At 49.6% G+C, this 22,701-nt stretch carries 4 protein-coding genes; all 4 read right to left on the bottom strand.

Annotated features, from left to right (window positions below; genetic code table 11):
* Nucleotides 1-80: 80 nt before the first annotated feature.
* The 4 genes from HI950_RS12820 to HI950_RS12805 all read right to left on the bottom strand — a co-directional run bounded on the left by HI950_RS12820 (nucleotide 81) and on the right by HI950_RS12805 (nucleotide 22,695).
* Nucleotides 81-20,351 carry a non-ribosomal peptide synthase/polyketide synthase gene (locus tag HI950_RS12820; RefSeq protein WP_169082370.1) on the bottom strand — a complete coding sequence of 6,757 codons (20,271 nt, stop codon included), beginning with the start codon at nucleotides 20,349-20,351 and terminating at the stop codon, nucleotides 81-83.
* A 22-nt stretch (nucleotides 20,352-20,373) separates the two neighbouring features.
* Nucleotides 20,374-21,165 (bottom strand): thioesterase II family protein, encoded by a 792-nt coding sequence (locus HI950_RS12815; protein ID WP_169082371.1) that lies wholly within the window; start codon nucleotides 21,163-21,165, stop codon nucleotides 20,374-20,376.
* A gap of 255 nt (nucleotides 21,166-21,420) precedes the next feature.
* On the bottom strand, nucleotides 21,421-22,110 hold the full coding sequence (locus HI950_RS12810) for a 4'-phosphopantetheinyl transferase family protein (RefSeq protein WP_169082372.1): 690 nt from the start codon (nucleotides 22,108-22,110) through the stop codon (nucleotides 21,421-21,423).
* 3 nt (nucleotides 22,111-22,113) lie between these two features.
* Nucleotides 22,114-22,695, bottom strand: a complete 582-nt coding sequence (locus tag HI950_RS12805; protein ID WP_169082373.1) for an RNA polymerase sigma factor — start codon at nucleotides 22,693-22,695, stop codon at nucleotides 22,114-22,116.
* Between the last annotated feature and the right edge of the window lie 6 nt (nucleotides 22,696-22,701).

Below are 22,701 nucleotides of genomic sequence, written 5' to 3'. Positions count from 1 at the left end.
TTAACCGTCTTTTCCATTCCGGAAGACAGCCGGTTGTCCCCCAGCAAATCGATGTCTGCTGGAGGATTCGCGGCTTCGGATTACCATTCAATAGATTCTAAAATACTGTCAAGATCCTCAAGCGTCAGCTCGTCATCGCCTAGATCGCTAGGCGTGATCTCCTGCGTTTCTCGGCTTGCACAATGTTCAATAATTTCGAGCAAACGACTCATGAGCAGATCGATCAATCCAGCAGCTGTTTCAGGCTCGTACTCTCCAGCGCTGTAGTGTAGCTCCAGCTTAAGCTTGCCTTCATATACAAGTCCCGTCACATCGAGCGAGACCGTACGCTCCGACTCCATGCTGAACGGCAAGCCGGTATCATAAGGGGATGTCTTCATACTGCTGCCGCCTTCGGAATTTACATCGAACTGTCCCAAATAATTGAAGGAAATTTCCGGCTTCCGTTCAACGAGCTGCGATTGATCATACATATACTTCAAAATGCCGTGTCCCAGTCCTTTGTTTGGCACTTTACGAAGCGTTTCTTTCGTCAGCTTAATGAGATAGCCCAAATCATCTTCATGCTTCGCATCGAGGATGACGGGGTACTGCGATGTAAACCAGCCGACTGTACGCGTAATGTCCAGCTTCTCGGTAAACGCCTCGCGTCCATGCCCTTCCAAATTGACCGCGAACGCATCTCCCTTGCTCCAGTCCTTCAATGCCAAGGCGAGTGCAGCCATTAGCAGATCATTGATCTCCGTTCTATATGCAACATGTGCGCCCTTCAATAGCTGTCCAGTTGCCTCCTGCGTCAGCTCCCTGCCAACGCTGCGCATATGCTTCACGCGATTGTCGGCCGATAGCCTATCCTTGGGCAGCTTTGCAACAGCCGTTTGTCCAAGCTTGCTCCAATAGGACGCTTCGCTCCGAAGCCGTTCGCTGCCAGCGTAAATTTCAAGCTGTTCAGCCCAATAACGGTAGGAGTCAGTTTTGTCCGGGAATACGATTTCCTGTCCTTGCTCGGCTTGCCTGTAGGCTTCCTCTATGTCCTCGAACAAAATACGCCAGGACACACCGTCAACGACTAAATGATGGATAGCGATCAACAGATGGTCACCATCATCGGTACGGAACAGGCCGAGCTTAACGAGCGGTCCGTCCGTCAGATTCATGCTGCTCTGAATCCGGTTCGCAGCTTGCAATAGCGCTAATTGAATTTGCTCCTTCGTCCGGCCTCGAAGATCGAATGTCTCCAGCGTAAAATGCTCGCCTTCCGTGCCTGCGTTATGCTGCTTCACTGTTCCGCTGCCGTCGTCGATGGCAAATCGCAATCGCAGAGCGTCATGATGCTGCGTCAGCCTTACGAACACCTGATGAAGCATATTAGCATCAAATCCTTCAGGCCTATAAATCAGCTCCGCTTGATTCCAGTAATGCTGATCGGTAAAGCTGTTTTCAAAAAACCAATGCTGAATCGGAGTTAATGGCACCTCGCCTTCAATTGCCGCCTGCGAGATCACTCGATCTGTCAGCATCAGACGTTGACTCAGCTCTGCAATGGTCGGATAGCGGAACAGGTCGCGTACCTCGAAACGCAAACCATGCTTGTTCAATCTTGCCGCAGCCTGAATCGCTTTAATGGAATCTCCGCCTAACTGGAAGAAGTGATCCTGCGTACCTACGCGGTCAACGCCAAGCACCTCCTGCCAAATCTCGGCTAAGATTTGCTCTTTCTCACTTTCTGGCGCCTGATAAGAATCAGCTGTACCGCCTGCGCGATCAGGATCAGGCAAAGCACGGCGATCTACCTTGCCGTTCGGAGTAACCGGAAGACGATCAAGCTGAACGATAAAGGATGGCAGCATGTAATCTGGAAGCAGCTGGGACAGCTCGTCTCGTATTGCGGCTTGCCCCACTTCCGAATCCGCCGTTACATAAGCGATTAAATACTTGCTGCTGCCATGATCGTCTCGAGCTACCACTACCGCTTCCTTCAAATAGCTCAGCTGCAGCAGACCTCCCTCGATTTCACCAAGCTCTATTCGGTAGCCTCGAATCTTAACCTGATCGTCTATTCTTCCGATATAGTCAATTCTGCCGTCAGGGAGCCAGCGTGCCGCATCACCCGTACGGTACAAGCGCGCATGAGGCTGATCGGCGTAGGCATCAACGGTAAAGCGCTCTTCTGTCATTTCCGGCAAGCGAACGTAGCCGCGTGCTAGTCCATCGCCAGCAATGCAGAGCTCGCCAATCGCCCCGATTGGTGCGATTTGACCGTCCGCACCGAGGATGCGAATGCGGGTGCCGGAGATTGGCCGGCCTATAGTGATCGGGCTTCCCGGCTGCAAATCTCGTTCGATGGTGGCGACGACGCTGCTTTCCGTAGGACCGTATTCATTGATCAGCTCAATCCGGTCGTTAATGGATTTGCTAAGCGAAATGACCTTGTCAGTCACTCGCTCGCCAGCCAGCGTAACGATGCGTATTGTTGCCGCTTCCTCCGGACTTAAGCACTCAAGCACCGCTGCGTACAAGCTCGGAACACTGATGAAATGAGTGACGCCATGCTCCACAATCTTATTCTTGATCGCTACAGGGTCTTTCGCTTCATCTTCGCTTAACAATACGACAGTTGAACCAGATACAATCGGCGTAAAAAAGCTCGTAATAAAACCGTCAAAAGCAAAGGAGAACAGCTGCAATACATGATCTGCTGCCGTTAAGCCGTACGCCATGCTGCGCCACCAGATATTGCCGGTAATGCTCCGATGCTCGATCATGACACCCTTCGGCTTGCCGGTCGTTCCTGACGTGTAGATGATATAAGCTAGATCGCCTGCATGGCTGCCAGAGATCAGATTGGACCCGTCATCCGAATATAGCGTCTCATCGTATAGATCCAGCCATACAGCTGAGTTATCATTAGCTAATGCTGGAATAAAAGCGGCTTCGGACAATACGAAAGCGGCATCGCTGTTCTCCAGCATGAAAGCGATACGCTCTGCCGGATAGGCAGGATCAATCGGCATATATGCGCCGCCCGCCTTCAACACCGCAAGTATGCCGACAATCATCTCAAATGAACGATTGACCATTATGCCGACGACCGATTCCGGCCCAATTCCGCGCTCGTGCAGCGTCCGGGCTAATCGGTTTGCCCGCGAGTTCAGCTCCCCGTAGGTCATCCGTTCCGATCCGAGCGACAGCGCAGTTTGGCTTGGCGCCGACTCCACTTGAAGCTCGAACAGCCCGTGAAGCGTATCTGCCGGAGAATGTATCGATTCGGCAGCGTTAAATTCGACAAGTATCCGCTCCTTCTCAGCGTCACCTTGCATATCGATCTGCGCGAGCGTGCTGCTCGGGTTCCGCGTTATTTCGCGAAGCGTTTGAACGAAATGGTTAGCCATCCTCGCTATCGTTTCTGTGCGGAACAACGAAGTGCCATATTCCCAGCTGAGCGAGAGCCCATCTTTTTCCTCCACGGCGGCAAGCGCCAGGTCGAACTTTGAGATTTTATTCTCATATGCATACGGCTCGATCGTCATTTCCTCGATTTCAAGCGTTTCACGATCCATGTTTTGCAAAATAAAGACCGTATCGAATAGCGGATTTCGGCTTAGATCGCGATAAGGCTGCAATTTCTCCACCATCGATTCGAACGGGTAATCCTGGTTCTCGTATGCTTCATAGGCATTCTGCTTCACTTCGTTTAGGAACTGAAGGAACGTCTTCCCGCTTTCCGGCCGATTGCGCATCGGGAGCGTGCTTACGAACATCCCGATTAAACCTTCCGTATCGCCATGCGTTCTGCCGGCAACCGGAGTTCCCACGACAATGTCGTTTTGATTCGTATACTTCGCCAAAAATACGTTATAAGCGGCCAAAAGGACCATAAACAGCGTCGTTCCCGTAGCTGACGCCAGCTCCTTCAGCTCGTTCAGCAATGTTTCATCCGTCTCAAAATCGTAATAGTCGCCTTCCAAGCTGCGTACAGCCGGTCTTGGGAAATCGGTAGACAGCTCCAGCACCGGAATTTCATCACCGAAGCGGTCCAGCCAATAGGCTTCCTGCTTGCGCATCACACCAGCTTCGAACAGGCCGTGCTGCCAGACCGCAAAGTCTTTATACTGGACCTTTAGCTCCGCTAGCTCATTACCGCGATAAAGCTGAGTAAACTCATAAATAAGCACATTCATGGAAATCCCGTCGGATATAATATGATGCGTATCGAACAGCAGCAAATGCTCATCCTCTTGAAGCTTAATAAGACCCACCCGCAGAAGCGGTGCCTTGCTGAGATCAAACGGCCTTACAAAAGACTCAATAAGCGATATCGCTTCCGCTTCCCCGGCTTCCATCCATTCCATATGCAGCTCGGCGTTCAAATGTACGATCTGTACGGGATCGGACTCGACTGTATGGAACGTCGTACGCAGCGATTCATGACGCTGCACAAGCTGCTGGAACGAGGCTTCCAGCCTGCTGCCGTTAAGCGGCCCATGCAGACGAAGCACTCCCGGCATGTTATAGCCGGTTCCCGGTCCTTCCAACTGATCCAGCACGTACAACCGTTTCTGAGCTGACGATAGCGGGTAATTTGCTCTCGGCTGTACAGGCTGAAGCGTTAGTTCCTCCGATGAGGCACTCTTCCGTATGAAATCGGCTATATCCCTAATCGCGACGCTCTCGAAAATAATGCGCAGCGGCACCTCTGCCTTGAACTCCCGGTACAACTGAGCGACGAGCTGCATCGCTTTCAACGATTGCCCGCCAATCATGAAGAAATGATCTGACATTCCGACCTTCTCAAGCTGCAGCAGCTCTTGAATCATCACTGCCAGCTTCTCCTCCAGCTCATCTGCCGGAGCTGCATAGTCAAGACTGCCTAGCTGCTCAAGATCAGGGGCAGGCAGCGCTCTCGTATCAAGCTTGCCGTTTGGAGTAAGCGGGAGCTGCGATAGCTGAATGAAATAGGAAGGAATCATGTAGCCTGGCAATTCCTGCGCCATATACGACCTGACGTCAAGAACTGCTAGCTCGTCGTCCGATACGATGTACGCGCATAAATATTTTTGACCGCCGTCATCGTCTCGGGCGATGACGACTGCTTCTTTTATCATTTTCAGCTTCAGCAGATTCGCTTCAATCTCACCGAGCTCAATCCGGTAGCCGCGAATTTTAACCTGATGATCCATTCTTCCGGCAAAATCAATCGTTCCGTCCTCAAGCCAACGCGCCATATCTCCTGTTCGGTAAATTCTTTCACCAATGGCAACGGAACTCGTCACAAACTTTGCAGCGGTCATTTCCGGCTCGTTCAAGTAGCCCCTCGCAAGACCGGTGCCGCCGATACATAGTTCGCCAAATACGCCGATCGGCTGCAATTGCATATGAGCGTCTACGATATAGACACGGGTATTTGCGATCGGACGGCCAATCGTGACCCGCTTGCTCGGATGAAGTCCGCTCTCAATCGTCGTGATGACGCTGTTTTCCGTTGGTCCGTACTCATTTAACAGATGCAGCTGATCATTCAAAGCGATGCTCTTCTCGATCAGGCTGATTGGGACGTTCTCTCCTCCAAGCGTGACCGCCTTAAGGAGCGCGGCTTCCTTATCGCTTAGCAGATCGAGCAGCGCCGCGTATAAGCTTGGCACGGTGCTGAAATGAGTGATTCTATGGCTCGTTATGCAGCCTTTCAATGCAAGCGGGTCCTTCGCTTCCTCGTCTCTTGCGATAACGGAGGTTCCGCCAGCAGCCATAGGAGCAAAGAAGCTGGCTGCAAAAGCATCGAATGCATAAGAAAGCAGCTGCAGAACACGGTCGCCAGAGCTAAAGCGGTATTCTTCTGTCCGCCAAGCAATCGTATTCACGATGCTGCGGTGCTCGATCATGACCCCTTTTGGACGTCCGGTTGTTCCGGAAGTGTAAATCACATAGGCCAAATCATCCGGTCTGTTCACCGGCTTAAGATTCGAATCGTCAACACTATAGGAATTGGCGTCAAGCAAATCGATCGTTATTCCCTGATATGGGATGCCGCTCGGAAGCGCTCCTTGCGTCAGCAGCAGGCTTGAGCCGCTGTCCTCCAGCATGTAGCGAATTCGGTCCAGCGGATAGTCCGGATCAATCGGCACATAGGCCGCTCCAGACTTCAGCACCGCAAGGATGGCGACAGTCATTTCTACTGATCGATTTGCTAGAATAGCAACCGTACGATCTGGACCCGCTCCTCTGGTGCGAAGCGAGCGAGCAAGCTGATTCGCCCTCCCGTTCCATTCCTGGTAGGTCAAGCGTTCATTGCCGACAATGATGGCGGGAAGCTCCGAAGACCTTGTCACTTGCGCTTCCACTAACTCATGCAATAGCTTTGCATCTGCATCAAAGGCGGTCGCCGTATCATTGAATTCATGGATCAAACGATGCTCCTCATCCTCGGAAAGCAGCCTCAGCTCGCTTACCTTCCTATCCGGCTGCAGCATAGCCGATCGAATCAGCTCTATCAAATGTTCCGACATCCGCTCTATCGTGCTTGGACTAAACAGCTTTGAGCTGTATTCAAGCACGAACGCAACATCGTCCTGCGTCTCCGTCGCCTCCAGCGTCAGGTCGAACTTCGTCATGGTCTCCTTCGCTTCGAAAGGCAGAAGCTTAATATCCTCCAGCTGAAAACGCTGTTCATCCGTGTTCTGCAAAATAAACATCGTATTAAAGACAGGATTACGGCTTAAATCTCGTTTTACCTCAAGCTTCTCAACCAACTGGTCAAACGGATAGTCCTGATGCTCATAAGCCTGAAGCATGCGGGCTTTTACGTTCATGAGTAAATCCCGGAACGTAAGCTCCGAATCGATCTCTGTCCGCAGAGCGAGAGTACCGACAAACATGCCTACCATTCCATCCAGATCCGCGTGCGAACGGCCAGCTGTCGCCGTGCCCACGATGAGGTCGGATTGTCCGCTGTATTTGGCAAGAAGCACATTGTATGCCGTAAACAGCACCATATACAGCGTTGTTCCCGTTTCTGCTGCGAGGCGGCTCATCTCTTCCCGAAGCTGCTTGCCTGAGCCGAAAGCTACACGCGAGCCTTCGAAGCTCTGTTTTGCAGGGCGAGCATAATCCGTCGGAAGCTCCAAAACAGGCAGCTCGCCTGACAACGACTCCAGCCAATAAGATTCCTGCTCGCCTAAAAATTCAGCCGTGAATTGACGATTTTGCCAAGCGGCGAAATCCTTATACTGAAGCTTCAGCTCCGGCAGCTCCTCACCGCCGTACAAGGCTGCAAACTCGCTTAAAATAATTCCCATCGACACGCCGTCAGACACAATATGATGCACATCGAAGAGGAATAGATGGCGATCCTCGGACAGCTTTACTAGGCCTGTTCGCATTAGAGGTGCAAGGCCAAGATCGAACGGCCGTACGAAATCAGCCGTTAACCGTTCCAGCTCATCCTCGGATGCATGCAGCGCTTCCGAGAACTCAACGTGGAATTCAACATCTGGATGCACCTGCTGGAACGCTTTTCCGCTCTGCATATGGAAGGATGTTCGCAGCGATTCATGGCGGCGAATGAGCTTCCTGAGCGCTTCTTCTACTCGAGCTGGCTCGATGCTGCCTTCCATAATCATCGCATCCGGCATATTGTAGCTGGTGCCCGTTCCTTCGATTTGGTTCAGGATGAACATGCGCTTCTGAACGGACGATAGCTCATAGGATTCTTGAAGCTCAATCGGCTCGATTGCGGTGAATCGTGGGCCAGAGCTCTCTTTAGCAGCATCGATGTACTTGCTCATCAGCGCTGTCGTCGGCGCTTCAAATACGATTCGGAGCGGCATGGCAATACCGAAAGCTTTATGAATATGCGAGACTAGCGTCATCGCTTTAAGAGAATGTCCGCCGATTTGGAAGAAATCATCGTTCACACCGATATCAGCCGTGCCAAGAACAAGCTCCATCACCTCGATAAGCAGCTTCTCAGTTGCAGTGGATGGCGCAGCATATTCCGTCGATTTAAGCTGGTTCCCAGCTCTACCCGGCAACGCCTTGCGGTCGATTTTACCGTTTGGAGTGAGCGGCATTCTCTCGAGCAGAACAACCTGTGACGGTACCATGTATACCGGCAGCTCTGCGATTAAATGGGCCTGAAGCTCATTAAGCGTCGGCTCACTTGTACTCACGATATAAGCACATAAATATTTTTGTTTATAAGCGTCCTCATGAGCCATAACGACAGCCTCGCGAATATCAGGATGCTTCAGCAAGCAAGCTTCGATTTCTCCCAGCTCGATCCTGTATCCGCGCACCTTGACCTGATGGTCATCACGTCCAAGAAACATCAGATTGCCGTCAGGCATCCAGTTAGCTAAGTCACCTGTTCGATACAGCCTGCCTCCCGGCACATACGGATTATCTACAAATTTCTCCGCAGTCAAATCCTCGCGTCCAAAATACCCGCGCGCTACACCAGCGCCGCCGATGTAAAGCTCTCCAGCCACACCGACCGGAAGCAGCTTCATAGCAGAATCAAGTACGTAATAGGACATGTTCGGAAGCGGCTTGCCGATCGGCGTATTTCCGGCTGTCGGCACCTTGTGAAGCGGCTCCTCGTAATAGCTAGAATCAATAGCCGCTTCCGTCACGCCATAGCTGTTGATGATGCGCATCTGGCTGCCATAACGGGTTAACAGCTTATGGAATTCTACGATTGGGCAGCTATCCGCCCCTAGGATAAGCAGCTTGAGAAAGCTGACATCCAGGCCATTCTCATAGATATGCTGCATCAATGGAGCGATTAACGCCGGCGTCGATTCGAAAATATTGACCTCATGCTCGCGAATCAGCTCATAGAGAGAGGCTGGGTCAAGCTTTATATCATTCGGACAAATGATAAGCTGACCGCCGCTCAGCAGTGCGCGTGCCATATCACCTGCGAACACGTCAAACGAGAAGCTCGCCATTTGCAAAAGCCTTACCGGGAACTGCTCAAGCTCATACTTTTCCTTCCAGGCTAACGCGACGTTCATATATTGACGATGCTCGATCATAACCCCCTTCGGCTTGCCTGTCGTTCCGGAGGTGTAGATGATATAAGCCAAGTGCTCCGGAGCCGCCACATTGACCAAATCCGAGTCGTCTCCGCCGGCTTCCTCCATCTCCTCCATTATGAGAACATCTCCCGACAACTGGGCGGCCCCTCTCAAGCCGAGCTGAGTGATCACAATCCCCGCTTTGCTGTCCTGAAGAAGATATTCGATTCGATCCTTCGGGTACTCCGGATCGATAGGAAGGTACGCTCCTCCGGCCTTCATAACGCCCAGCGCCGCGACGATCATATCAACAGAACGGTCGACCATAACGCCAACGATGCTTTCCGGTCCAACGCCTCTTCCGCGCAGCACACGTGCAACACGATTGGCGCGCGCATTTAACTCCAGATACGTCAGCGATATTCCAACTGCCGTAACAGCCGTAAGCTCAGGCGTCAGCTTCGCTTGCACCGCAAATTGTTCATGGAAAGTCAGGTTTGTCGGATAATTCCGCTGCGTATCATTAAAATCCAGCAGCAAATGCTGTTTTTCCTCCATGGACAAGTAGTCAATGTCATCTATGCGTACGTGTGGATTTGCAGCTGCTGCCTGCACAAGCGCTATATAATGCCCAGCTGCGCGTTCTATCGTTTCCCTATTAAACAGCTTTGTGCTGTATTCCCACTCTAAATGAAGCGTATTTGAGTTCTCGACCGCATCCAGCGATAAATCAAATTTGGATGTAGGGTTGTCCATTTCATAAGGAACGAAGGTCAGCTCATTAACCGCGAGCGCTTCCGTATCGCTCATTTGATGGCTGAACATCGTATCGAACAAAGGATTACGGCTGAAATCACGCTGCAGCTGCAGCTTGTCAACGAGCTCCTCGAACGGATATTCCTGATGCTCGAACGCTTCGAGGCTTACGCCTCTTACTTGCTCAAGCAGCTCCAAAAACGTCATGCCCGGCGTATGCTTGGAACGTATTGCTAATGTATTGACGAACATCCCGGCTAAATTCAGCACATCGACATGCGTTCGGCCGGCAACCGGCGTGCCGATCACGATATCCTTCTGGCCGGAATATTTGCTTAACAGGACGTGGTATGCCGCAAGCAAAATCATATACATCGTTGCTCCGGTATCCTTCGCAAGCCGCTGCAAGGCGCCTAGAAGCTCCCCTCCAGCATCAAAAGCAAATCGGTCGCCCTCAAAGCTTTGAACAGGCGGCCTTGCATAATCAGCCGGAAGCTGAAGAACTGGTATTTCGCCATCGGCAAATTGATTTAACCAATAGGTCTCTTGCCGCTCCAATATGTCGGAAGCGTACCTCTCCTGCTGCCAAACCGCAAAATCCTTGTATTGCACCTTCAGCTCCGAAAGCTCAGCGCCGCTGTACAGCTTCATGAATTCATCGACTAACAGACGAATCGTCTCCCCGTCTGAGACGATATGATGCATGTCAATGAGCATAATATGCTGTGAATCGGAAAGCTGCAGGAGCTCTACCCGCAATAGCGGCGCTTGATTAAGCTGGAACGGCCGTACAAATTGTTGAACGATTCCGTCTACCTCATGCTCCTTAACTTCCCTTATTGGCAGTTCGAGCTCCATTTCGTCATGGACCATTTGGAACGGTTCACCGTCGATGGTATGGAAAGAGGTTCGCAAAATTTCATGTCTTCGAACGATGCTGCGGAAAGCTTCCAGCCATCTCTTCTTATCAAGCGGCCCTTCAATTCGCAAAGCATCGGACATATGGTAGCTCGTACTGCCGCCGTCCTCGAATTGGCTAAGAATATAAAGACGCTTCTGCTCAGACGAAAGCGGATATAAAGACTGCTTCCTCGCTGCCGGAATGGCAGTATGGTCAGCCGCTTTCCCTACTACGCCTTGCGATTTCAATGCAAGGGCTAACCCTTCAATCGTCGGGGAAGCAAATAGCTCGCGCAGGGGAACATCCGCACCAAACCTGCTTGATACATGTGACAGCATGACCATCGCTTTCAAGGAATGACCGCCTAGCTCGAAGAAATGGTCCTTCACGCCAATCTGGTCGACGCCAAGCACGCTCTGCCAAATCTCGGCAAGCGTTCGCTCCGTTTCATTGCGCGGAGCCGTATATTCAGCCAAGAGCTGATCGCCACTCGGCGCAGGCAGAGCTTTACGGTCTATTTTCCCATTTGGCGTAAGCGGGAATTGCTCCACTTGAACAAAGAAGGAAGGAACCATATAGCCAGGCAAAGCCGACGCTGCATGCGCCTTTAGGTCAGCCGGCTCCAGCATCCGATCCGCGGTGAAATAAGCACATAAATATTTCTGACTGCGATGATCGCTCCGGTCCATAACGAGAACCTGCTTGACGGCTTCGTGCATGAGCAGTTGGGCCTCGACCTCACCGCACTCAATCCGGTGACCGCGAATTTTGACCTGATGGTCAATCCGTCCCATATATTCCAGACTTCCATCCGGAAGCCATCGTGCCAAGTCGCCCGTACGGTATAATCTGCTCTTCACTTCATGGAATGGGTCTTCCATAAAAACCTTTTCTGTCCGGATTGGATCATTCAAATAGCCGCGCCCTACTCCGATACCCGCAACACATAGCTCTCCCACCACTCCAATTGGCAGCAGGTTCAAACCCGAATCCGTCACGTACACCTTCATATTGCGTACCGGCTTGCCAATCGGCATAATGTCGGTCTCAGGCGCCATATCCAAAATATGCAGCGTAACGTCATCAGCAGCTTCGGTCGGACCATAAGCGTTGACAAGCTTAATATGCGGATACCGCTCGAACCATTGTCTGGCTGTTTGCGCTTTAGCCGCCTCACCCGTAATGATCAAATGCTTCAAAGCAGGCAGTTTTTCATCGATTTCCATCTCAAGCAGCGCTGACATAAAGGAAACGACCACTTCCAGTACGGTTACGCCGTCTTGCGCAACGGCCGATATAAAGGCTTTGGGCGTGGAGATCAGCTCATCCGGATAGATGACCGTTGTTCCGCCTATCGTGAGCGCCGTGACAAACTGCCATACCGAAATATCGAAGCAATGAGGCGCATTTTGCGCCATGACGCAGCCTTCCGTCATCCACAGCTCTTCGATCATCGCTTCTATGTGGTTAAACATCCCAGCATGCTCAAGCATCGCGCCTTTTGGCTTGCCTGTTGATCCGGAAGTGTATAAGACATATGCCAGCTGCTCCGGTTTAACTTCGAGGTCTACATTACTGCTCTCAAACGACGCAAGTGAATCCGCGACAGCATCCAGGCATACAAACGCCGGTCTCGACAAAACGGTTAATAGCTCATCGGTGCAAAATACCGACTCTGTCAAGATTACTTTAGCCCCAGCGTCTCCAATCATATCCGTGATCCGCTGCAGCGGATATGCAGGATCTACCGGCACATACGCCCCGCCTGCTTTCCAAATCGCTAATATGCACACGACCATCAGAGGCTTTCGATCCATAAAGATCGCTACGCGGTCGTCGCGGCCTACGCCCTTCTCAATCAGCAGACGAGCGAGCTGGTTTGCCTGCTGGTTCAATTCGGAATAAGTCAGCTTTGCCTCACCGAAGCGGACGGCAACTCGATCTGGGACGCGCAGCGCCTGCTCTTCGAACAAGGATATAGCTGTTGCCCCTTGGCGAGACGGCATTCCCGTAAAATTAAATAAATGAATAATTTGCGTTTTTTCGGCATCGGTCAACAAGTCAACATGACCTAGCTGAATATCAGGCTGCATAGCTATTGCTTTAACAATTTGAGCAAAATGGCCCGCAAATCGTTTCGCCGTTGATTCACGGAACAGCCGGGTGCAATATTCTACCGTAAACGCGATTTTCCCATTCCTTTCGAAGGCTTCCATCGAAATATCGAACTTGGAAATCTTCTCGTCAACGGACAAGCTCTCGAAAGAAATACCGTCCATCGCAAGCTTCACGGTTTCCACGTTATTGAGACTGAACATCGTATCAAAAATCGGGTTCCGGCTTAAATCCCTGCGAATCGCAAGCTTATCGAGCAGCTCTTCAAACGGATAATTTTGATGCTCGAAGGCTTCTAACGCACTTTCCTTCACTTGCTGCAAATACTGATTGAATGTCTGTTCCGCGCTAGGATAGCTCCGGATAGCAAGCGTATTAACGAACATGCCAATCATATTGTTCACATCGGCATGCGTCCGGTTCGCTACCGGAGTTCCGACGATGACATCTTCCGTTCCGCTGTATTTGAACAAAAGCAACTTGTAGGCGGCAAGCAGCAGCATATACAAAGTCGTTCCGCTCTCAGCGGTCAATTGATTCAGTCTCGCTGACAACTCAGCATCCAATTCGAAGGAGAAGCTATCTCCTTCAAAGCTTTGCACAGGCGGCCGCGTGTAATCGCAAGGCAATTCCAATACAGGCAGCTCACCCGACAGCGCTTCAAGCCAGTATCGTTCCTGATTGCTGTACTCCTCGGAATCTATCCAGCCTTGCTGCCACACTGCATAATCTTTGTATTGCAAGCGAGGTGTCGGCAGCTCTTCTCCGGCATATCCACGAATGAGCTCGTCGATGATAACAGCGACCGAAATACCATCTGAAACGATATGATGCATATCGACGAGCAGCAAATGCTTATCCTCAGACAGTGCAGCCAGGCATACTCGCAGGAGCGAGGGCTGTGTCAAGTCAAATGGACGAATGAAGCTCTCTACAGCCTGCGAAATATTCGCTTCCTCCACAGAGATGTAATGGATTGCGAAATTTACATTCTCATGTACCTGTTGAACCGGATTTCCATTTTCAAGACGGAAAGAGGTGCGAAGCGACTCATGCCTCCGGACGATTTCGGCAAAAGCATGCTCCAGCCGCACATGATTCAACTCTCCAGCAAGCAGCATAGCAGCAGGCAAATTATAAGCGGTTCCTGCCTGAGCCCCTTCCAGCCTATCCAAGACGAATAACCGTTTCTGTGCAGAGGAGAGCGGGTAATCATTCCGCCAAGGCGCTGACTCAATTGCGCGGAAGGCAGGATGCTCGTCTGTTTTCATCAGCACTTCCTGCTTAGCGGCTTCATCAATGTCGGCTGAAATTTCCGCAATTGTAGGTTGTTTAAAGATCGTACGCAGAGGTACTTTCACATTAAACTCTGCCAAAATACGTGCTGCCAGCATTGCAGCACTTAGGGAATGGCCTCCGCTATGGAAGAAATCGTCATGAACGCCTATCGATTCAGCGCCAAGCAGCTCCTTCCAAATCTCAGCAAGCTTCCCTTCCGTCGGTGTGCGCGGACCAACCTGATCCTCTCCTGCAGCAGCAGTTCTCTGCGGCGCAGGAAGCGCTGCGCGATCCAGCTTGCCATTGCTTGTCAGAGGCATCCGATCAAGCTGTATAAAAAAGGACGGAATCATATAGGACGGCAAATGATCGGAAAGGAACGCGCGAAGCTGAGTGTCGTTTGCTTGGCTGTCGGTTATATAGTAAGCGACTAATATTTTCTGGTTATGCGCATCGTTCGAGACCAACACAGCCGCTTCCTTAACATCCGGTACCTGCAATAAAACAGATTCGATTTCGCCCAGCTCAATTCGATAACCGCGAATTTTTACCTGATGATCGATCCGGCCAAGGTATTCCATCTCTCCGCTTGGCATCATGCGTGCCAAGTCGCCAGAACGGTAAATTCTCTCGCCAGGCACATGCGGATTCATCATAAAACGATCAGCCGTCAGCTCATCGCGGTTCAAATAACCGAGTGCTACTCCATCGCCGCCAACGTACAGCTCTCCGACCACGCCGATCGGTGCCAATTGCTTGTTCTTATCGAAAATATAAGCGGTCAACGTAGGAATCGGTTTCCCAATATTGCTTATATTTGCAGCTATTTCTGCATCTCCAATTTCCTTGTAGGTCACATGGACTGTCGTCTCTGTAATGCCGTACATATTGATCAGCTTCGTAGCCTTATATTTCTCGCGCCACGGACGCAGCATCGCGGGGCTTAACGCTTCGCCGCCGAAGATAACATAGCGTACGCAAAGCTCTTGGTCAGCCCGCTTCATTTCATCATGGATAAGCGCATAGAAAGCAGTTGGCGTCTGATTCAAAACGGTGACCCGCTCCTCACGAAGCAGCTCGGCGAATTCCGCCGAATTTTGTGCCACATGCTTAGGCACGATTACCGTTTTTCCCCCGAATAATAACGCACCATACATTTCCCACACCGAGAAGTCGAAGCAATACGAGTGGAACATAGTCCACACATCCGACGCGCCAAACTCAAATTGCAGCTGATCATGCACAAGCAGGCGCACGACGTTGCGATGCGTGATCATTACACCTTTAGGCAGACCTGTCGTACCCGACGTATAAATAATATAGAGAAGATCCTCTGGCTCGTTCACCAGCTGCAAGTTGCTCGTTTCTTCCGCATAGCAGGCATCATCCAGCAAATCGATAATCATTCCATCATATTCCGCTGCTAGGCCGATATGGATTGCTTCAGTGAGAAGCACTCTTGCTCCGCTGTCATGAAGCGTGAATTTGATACGGTCAGCAGGGTAAGCGGGATCAATCGGCACATACGCGCCCCCGGCTTTGATAATGGCAAGCAAGCCTACGATCATTTTCTCGGAGCGTTCAACTAAGACCGCTACTAAACTGTTCCGTGTCACTCCGCTCTCGCGCAGCGTGCGCGCCAGACGATTAGCCTGTTCGTTCAGCTCACGATAGGTAAGTGCCTGTCCATCGTATGCAACCGCAATATGGTCAGGCGTTTTTGCTGCCTGCTCCTCAAACAAGGCGACGACTGTTGCTGTTTGCGGATAAACCGCCGCTGCGGGATGAAGATCGTAGAGCAGCAGCTGCTTCTCTTCATGACTCATCATTTGGATGCTGCCAAGTGTGATATCAGGCGCAGACGTTACAGCTTTAAGCAGGTTCAAATAATGAACGGAAAGCCTGTCGATCGTTTCCTTCTTAAACAATTCAGTGCCGTATTGCAGCTTGAAGCGAATATGGTCAGGCTGCTCGGAGGCCTCCAATAACAAATCAAATTTGGCGACATCCTCATCCAGCTCATTCACCTTTAACCGCAATCCATCAACGTCCATGTCAACGATATCGTTATTCATATGAACGAACATCGTATCAAACAGCGGATTGCGGCTGCTGTCGCGCCCGAGCTCAAGCTTCTCAACAAGAGCGTCAAACGGATAATCCTGATGCTCATAAGCTTGAAACAGCGTTTCCTTCACTTCCTGCAAAAATTGCTGGAAAGATTTATTTTCCTCTGGAAACGCGCGTATGCCAAGCGTATTGACGAACATGCCGAATACGCTGTCCACCTCGGCAAGCGAGCGTCCTGCAATCGGGGTTCCTACAATAAGATCCTCTTGCCACGTGTACTTGAACAACAGGGCTTGATAGGCAGCGAGCATAACCATAAAGGTAGTCGTTCCCGTGTCAGACGCAAGCTTGCGAATGGCATCGCTCAAGGCCGTCTCTGCATAAAACCAAATTCGAGCGCCTGCGAAGCTTTGCACGATAGGCCTTGGATAATCAGTAGGAAAAGCAAGAACCGGCAATTCTCCCGACAGCTGCTTCAGCCAGTATGACTCATGGCCCTTAATGGTTTCGCTGCTCAGCATACGATTTTGCCAAGCTGAGAAATCCTTGTACTGTATTTCAAGCACAGGCAATCGAGCTCCGCTATAATAGGCTCCAAATTGCTGCAGAAACAGCTGTACGGATACGCCATCCGAAATAATGTGATGCATATCAACCAATAATGCATGCTGCTCCCAGCCGAGCTTCACCAGCAGGACTCGCAAAAGCGGCGCCTCATTCAAATCGAAGGGACGAATGAACTCCCGCGAGATCCGAGGCAATTGTTCGATGGAAGCTTCAATCATCGGCACTTCCAAATCCAGCTGCTTATGCACCTTCTGAAAAGGGACTCCATCCTTTGCGACAAAGGAGGTGCGCAGCGCTTCATGCCTTTGAACGAGCTGTCCAAGCGCTTCCTGTACTCGCGAAGCATTCAAAGGCCCTTCGATGGAGAGCATGCCCGGCAAGTTATAGGCTGTACTTCCTTCCTGTAATAAATGAAGCAAATACATTCGTTTTTGCGCGGAGGAAACCTCATACAATTGCTGCTCCGAAACCGGCTCAATCGCTTGCATGCGAATAGTGCCTGGCTGCTGCAAATAACGAGAAAGTCTGATCGCAAGTCCCTCAACAGTCGGTGCTTCAAACAATTCACGCAAAGGTAGCTCCACACGGGACTGCTTATAAAGATTAGCCATAATAACCATGGCCTTCAATGAGTCTCCGCCAAGCTCAAAAAAGTTGTCTCGGGCGCCTATACGGTCAATACCAAGCACATTTTGCCAAATCGTAGAAAGCAGCAGCTCTGCATCGTTCCTTGGACCGATATATTCGGCTGCTGTCCCGCCAAGCTCAGAAGCCGGCTCCGGCAGCGCTCGGCGATCAATTTTGCCATTGGCAGTAAGCGGGAAAGCTTCCAGCTGTACGAAATAGGAAGGAACCATATAGCCAGGCAGGTCCGACGAAATGAACTCCCTCAACTCTGATGAAGCAACCGGCCACATTCCAGTAAAATAAGCGCATAGATACTTATTGCCGTTCGAGTCGCTGCGATCCAGTACCAGCACTTCTTTAATCGCTTCATGCTGCATGAGACGGACCTCGATGTCGCCGCATTCGATCCGATGTCCGCGAATTTTGACTTGATGATCGATTCTTCCCATATATTCCAAATTCCCGTCCGGAAGCCACCTTGCCAAATCACCTGTTCGATACAGTCTTACGCCAGAACCGATTCGAAACGGATCCTCCAAAAACACTTTTGCCGTTCTCTCCGCATCGTTCAAATAGCCTCGTCCAACGCCTATCCCTGAAACGCAAAGCTCACCGATAACGCCGATGGGAAGCAAATTCATATGTCCATCAACGACATATACCTTTAAATTGCGGACAGGCTTTCCGATCGGCATAACATCACCGGTTGGCGCACTATCCATGATGTGGAGGGTAATATCATCACATGCCTCTGTCGGGCCATAGGCATTAATCAGCTTCACGTTCGGATACCGCTCAAACCATCGGCGGGCGAGGTCTGACTTCGCCGCTTCTCCGGTAACGAGCAGATTTTCCATTGCAGTGAGTCGAACCTCAAGCTCCATCTCTAATAGTGCTGACAAAAATGAAACGACCACTTCAAGCACAGTAACGCCGTCCTGCTCTACCTGCGCAATAAAAGCTCTTAGATTCAAAATCAGCTCATTCGGATAAATGACTGTAGTCCCGCCGAGCGTAAGTGCCGTTACAAACTGCCATACGGAGATATCGAAGCAATGCGGAGCATTCTGAGCCATGATGCATGTTTCATCCATGCCCAGCTCTTCCACCATCGCTTCAATGTGGTTAAGCATGCCGGCATGCTCCAGCATAGCTCCTTTTGGCTTTCCGGTTGAACCGGACGTATAGATGACATAAGCCAGCTGCTCGGGTATGATTTCAACCTCTGGATTTGTTATACCGAATGTTAGAAGCTCCGAATACGCATCATCCAGCAATAAAAAAGCATGTGTTGAAAGCTGCTCCTGCAGCACATCACTCGCAAATGCTGACTCTGTCAAAACGAAGCTCGCGCCCGAATCCGAGATCATGTCAATCATTCGCTGATTCGGATAAGCGGGATCGACGGGTACATAAGCGCCCCCAGCTTTCCAGACCGCCAAAATACATTCCACTATAAGAGGCTTGCGATCCATCAGGATGGCTACTCGATCATCGCGGGTAATGCCTTTGTTTATAAGCATCCGAGCCAAACGATTTGCTCGTTCGTTCAATTCACGGTAAGTCAGCTCGACTTCTCCGAACTTAACTGCGATTTGATTTGGAAGGCGTTCAGCCTGCTTCTCAAATAAAGCGATTGCCGTTAATCCTGGAGTCGATACAGCATCGGTGTTGTTAAACTGCTCTAAGATGAGCCGCTCATCTTCTGGCGGACAAATTTCTAATTTTCCAAGAGGTTTACTTGGGTTTGATACGGCATCATTGAGCAAACAAAGCATGTGCTGGCTTATATTCCGTATTTCTTCAGGAGCGAACATTTCTGTGCGATAATCGAATACCATCTGCAGCTCGCCCGTATCCCATCGATCCTTAACGGATACGAACAAGTCATTCAGCTCATGTCCGCAAAAGAGCTGCTCGGCCACATAGCTGATGCCGTCCTTTTCCTGCCAGCCCATTACGATGTATTCCAACGTCAGGCCAAACAATGAGCTTACATCGGGTTTTCGAGATTTAATATCGCTTAAGATCATGTTATAAGGATATTTCTGATGCCGAAGCACTCCTGTCTGCTCTTTCAGAACGCTGCGTGCGAAGGCGAGGAAATCGATCTCCGGCGAAAGCTGGGCACGAACCGGTGTCGTACTGACGAACATTCCAGGAAGCGCCTTTTCCTTCGCACTCGTCCGGTTGGCGAAGAAGGTACCAAGCACCAAATCCTCATGTCCCGTAATGCGATAGCAATATGTATAGAGCACGGATAAAAACAACGTTAATATACTTAAGTTATTCGTCTGGCAAAAAGCTCGAATTTGCCTCTCGAGCGCTGGAGGTATAACAACTACTTCCCGCTCAGCCTCTGTCCGAATGCTATAGCTGTCTGTTGGCTTCAAGGAAACAAATTCAGGCAACGTTGAGAACTTCTCGTTCCAAAATTGTTTGTCTTTGTTCCAGCGATCCGATTGCTTATATTCAAGCTCATTTGGAATATAAGACAGATAGGATGGACGGGAATCTTCCCTTATGGCCCTCCCGTTAACGAGATCGAGATACATGTCGATAATCTCGCTTATTGTAATTACCATGCCGTTGCCATCTGACAAAATATGATTCATCTTTATGAAAAAGCTGCCCTCATGCTCACCCGTGATCGCAATTGCAAAGAAGTAAAGCTCTGTTTCAAAAAAGGGCATTGGCAATCGCATTAAATCACTGGCCCATTGCTCCACATCAGCTTTAGCCTTTTGAGAAAAATCAACGATTTCCACTTCAAAGGGTGCATAATCTGCTACATACTGCGTCGGCTCATTGCCGGGATCATTAATCATTCGGAGTCTCATCGTATCGTGAAGACGGACATAATGATTGATAGCCCGTTTCATGAGCTCAGCATCATAGGGAAGCTCTGTTTTGAAGCTAATATTACCTCCGATGTTGGAGATGCTTGTTCCTGGGTAAAATCTTTCCGTGTACCAAATTCTTTTCTGAGCCTCGGTTAACGGATATGCATTTTCTGTATACATCTTATACCCCTCCATATCATACCTATCTCACTGGCACGCTAATAAAGCTGCTCTCTAAGACTTTGGCAGTCTGAAGAACGCTGCTGTTCAAGCTTTGCGCCAAATTCTCTTGCTCATTATGCAGAAAGAAATGATCGCCTTCGAACATTTTCAAATCAGCATGATGACTGGTATGTTCACGCCAAGCAGCCAGCGATTCAAAGCTGACAGCCAGATCATCCTTTCCCCCATAAGCAGTAATCGGGCAATTGACTGGCTTATCAACCGTGTACTTATATGTTTCACAAACCTCAAAGTCTGCCCTCAATCGAGGCAGTATAAGGTCCATCAACTCTTTATTTTGCAGCACGGCATCCGGGGTGCCATTTAAAAGCTTTAATTCATTTTTGAGTTCGTCATCTGGGAGTAGGTGAAGCTTCCTATATCGGTGTGTGAGATGAGGAGCAGATCGGCCTGAAACGAATAGGTGGTCGGGGGTTCTATTATTTTTTCTGCTTAAATGGCGGGCTGTTTCGAAAGCGATCAGCGCCCCCATGCTATGACCGAAAAAGGCGAACGGCTTATTAAGCAATGGTTGAATTTCTTCAGCTATCACGGCTACAAGCTGGTCTAGTGAATGGATAGGAGCTTCTAAGCCTCTGCTTTCTCTTCCTGGGAGCTGAACAGCACAAACTTCGATTTCCTTCGGAAAAAGCTTATGCCAATCGCGATAAACACTAGCGCCGCCACCTGCATAAGGAAAGCAAAATAAACGTAATTTCGCATGTGTATGGACATTCGCGGGAACAAACCAAGAATGAAGCTTGCTTGTCATTATTCCACCTCTTTATTCTTTTTTAATAGGATAATAATTAATCAAACACATCTATGTATATCATTATTAGAGGTCGAAATTATATAAATCCTTATTTATTCATTTAATTATTACATCACCAACCTTGATTAATCATGTATAAACATCATACATATAAATTACACCAAATTTGTCATCTGAATATTAGCGTCAAGATAACTTTTCGATAAGAAACTTAATATTTAAAAGAAAAAAACGTTTATTTTACACATAAAGTTAAAATACGGAAATCAATAACGAAGAAAGTTCCACTATCGTAATGCTCTCTGGGAATTCTGCTCTCATCCTGCACACGGCAAGCTTATAGGCGGGATCGATATCGTATAGCTTGAAATAATAGCCGCTTAATCGCTCCTCCGTTATATGCGCAGAGGTAGCGCCGTTTTTTTGTATGGTAAAAGAATTTAATGGAATCGAAAGCCCTCTGCCATCTGCTTTAATATAGCTTTCCTTCATCGTCCATAATTCAAAAAAATAAGATAGACGCTGCTCTGAAGGCAGCGACATAAGCTGCGCGCACTCCCGTTCTGAAAAAAACTGGTTGGCGATTTGCAAGTCGATTGGATTAATCTGTTCCACATCTATGCCTACCGGCCAATGGTCAATGGCACAAACGATCCATTCCGCGGAATGTGAAAGGTTAAAATAGATCGCTTCCCTCGTATCCCTAACATGAGGTTTGCCGTATTTATTGGCCTCAAATCGAATATCAAAGACAGACATACCGGTATGCCTAGCAATCACCTCTCTTGCCAGCCTCTCTCCGATTAAGCTTCGCGCTGCATCTTCACATTTTATGAAACGCCGCGCTTTTGCTTGCCTTTCGAGGGATGATTCGTCCATCAAGCGATTAAACGCTGCTTTGCTCATCCGCTCTTTCATTGGGACAGCAAAGATTTGAAGCATGTATTAAGCCTCCATCTGCTCATTTTTGACCGGCTCGTCATTCATGATGGCTTGCGTCCAACAATCAATTTGATAGTCTGACATCCTCTTTCGATTGAATCGATCATTGTATGGCGTTCGAGTAATCCGCAACGATACCTTAGAACGATGCAGCGACATTCTAACAGAACCGACTGAACACTGCAGCTCCTCGGCTATATTTTGATACGAATAATTAAACACCTCCGAAAGCAGCAGCATGACAACCTCGCGCTCGGCCAAATGCTCAGATATCCATTCTACAAGCCCTCTTACCGCAGCATAATTCAGATCGTTATATGCTAGCTTTGCGGCCGCTTCAATCGATACGATCGTTTTGCGGCGTCTGCGGAGCTGGTCAATCCATAGATTGCGGGCAATTTTGTTAAGAAGCGTTAACGGGTGCTGAAAGGCACCAACCTTACGGTAATATTGATAAGCCTTAATCAGCACATCCTGCACCAGATCATCAGCATCCCATTTGCAGCTTGCCAGATAAAGACAATGATTATGAACCTTCTTCATATGCGGCTCAATAAATCGGGCAAATTCCTCCGAATGATCCATCCGGCA

Origin of the sequence: Paenibacillus sp. PL91 (assembly GCF_012935325.2) — a bacterium.
In the GTDB taxonomy this organism is placed as follows: Bacteria; Bacillota; Bacilli; order Paenibacillales; family Paenibacillaceae; genus Pristimantibacillus.
Note: the sequence above shows the minus strand (reverse complement) of the source record. Positions and strands in the feature narration are given on the sequence as shown.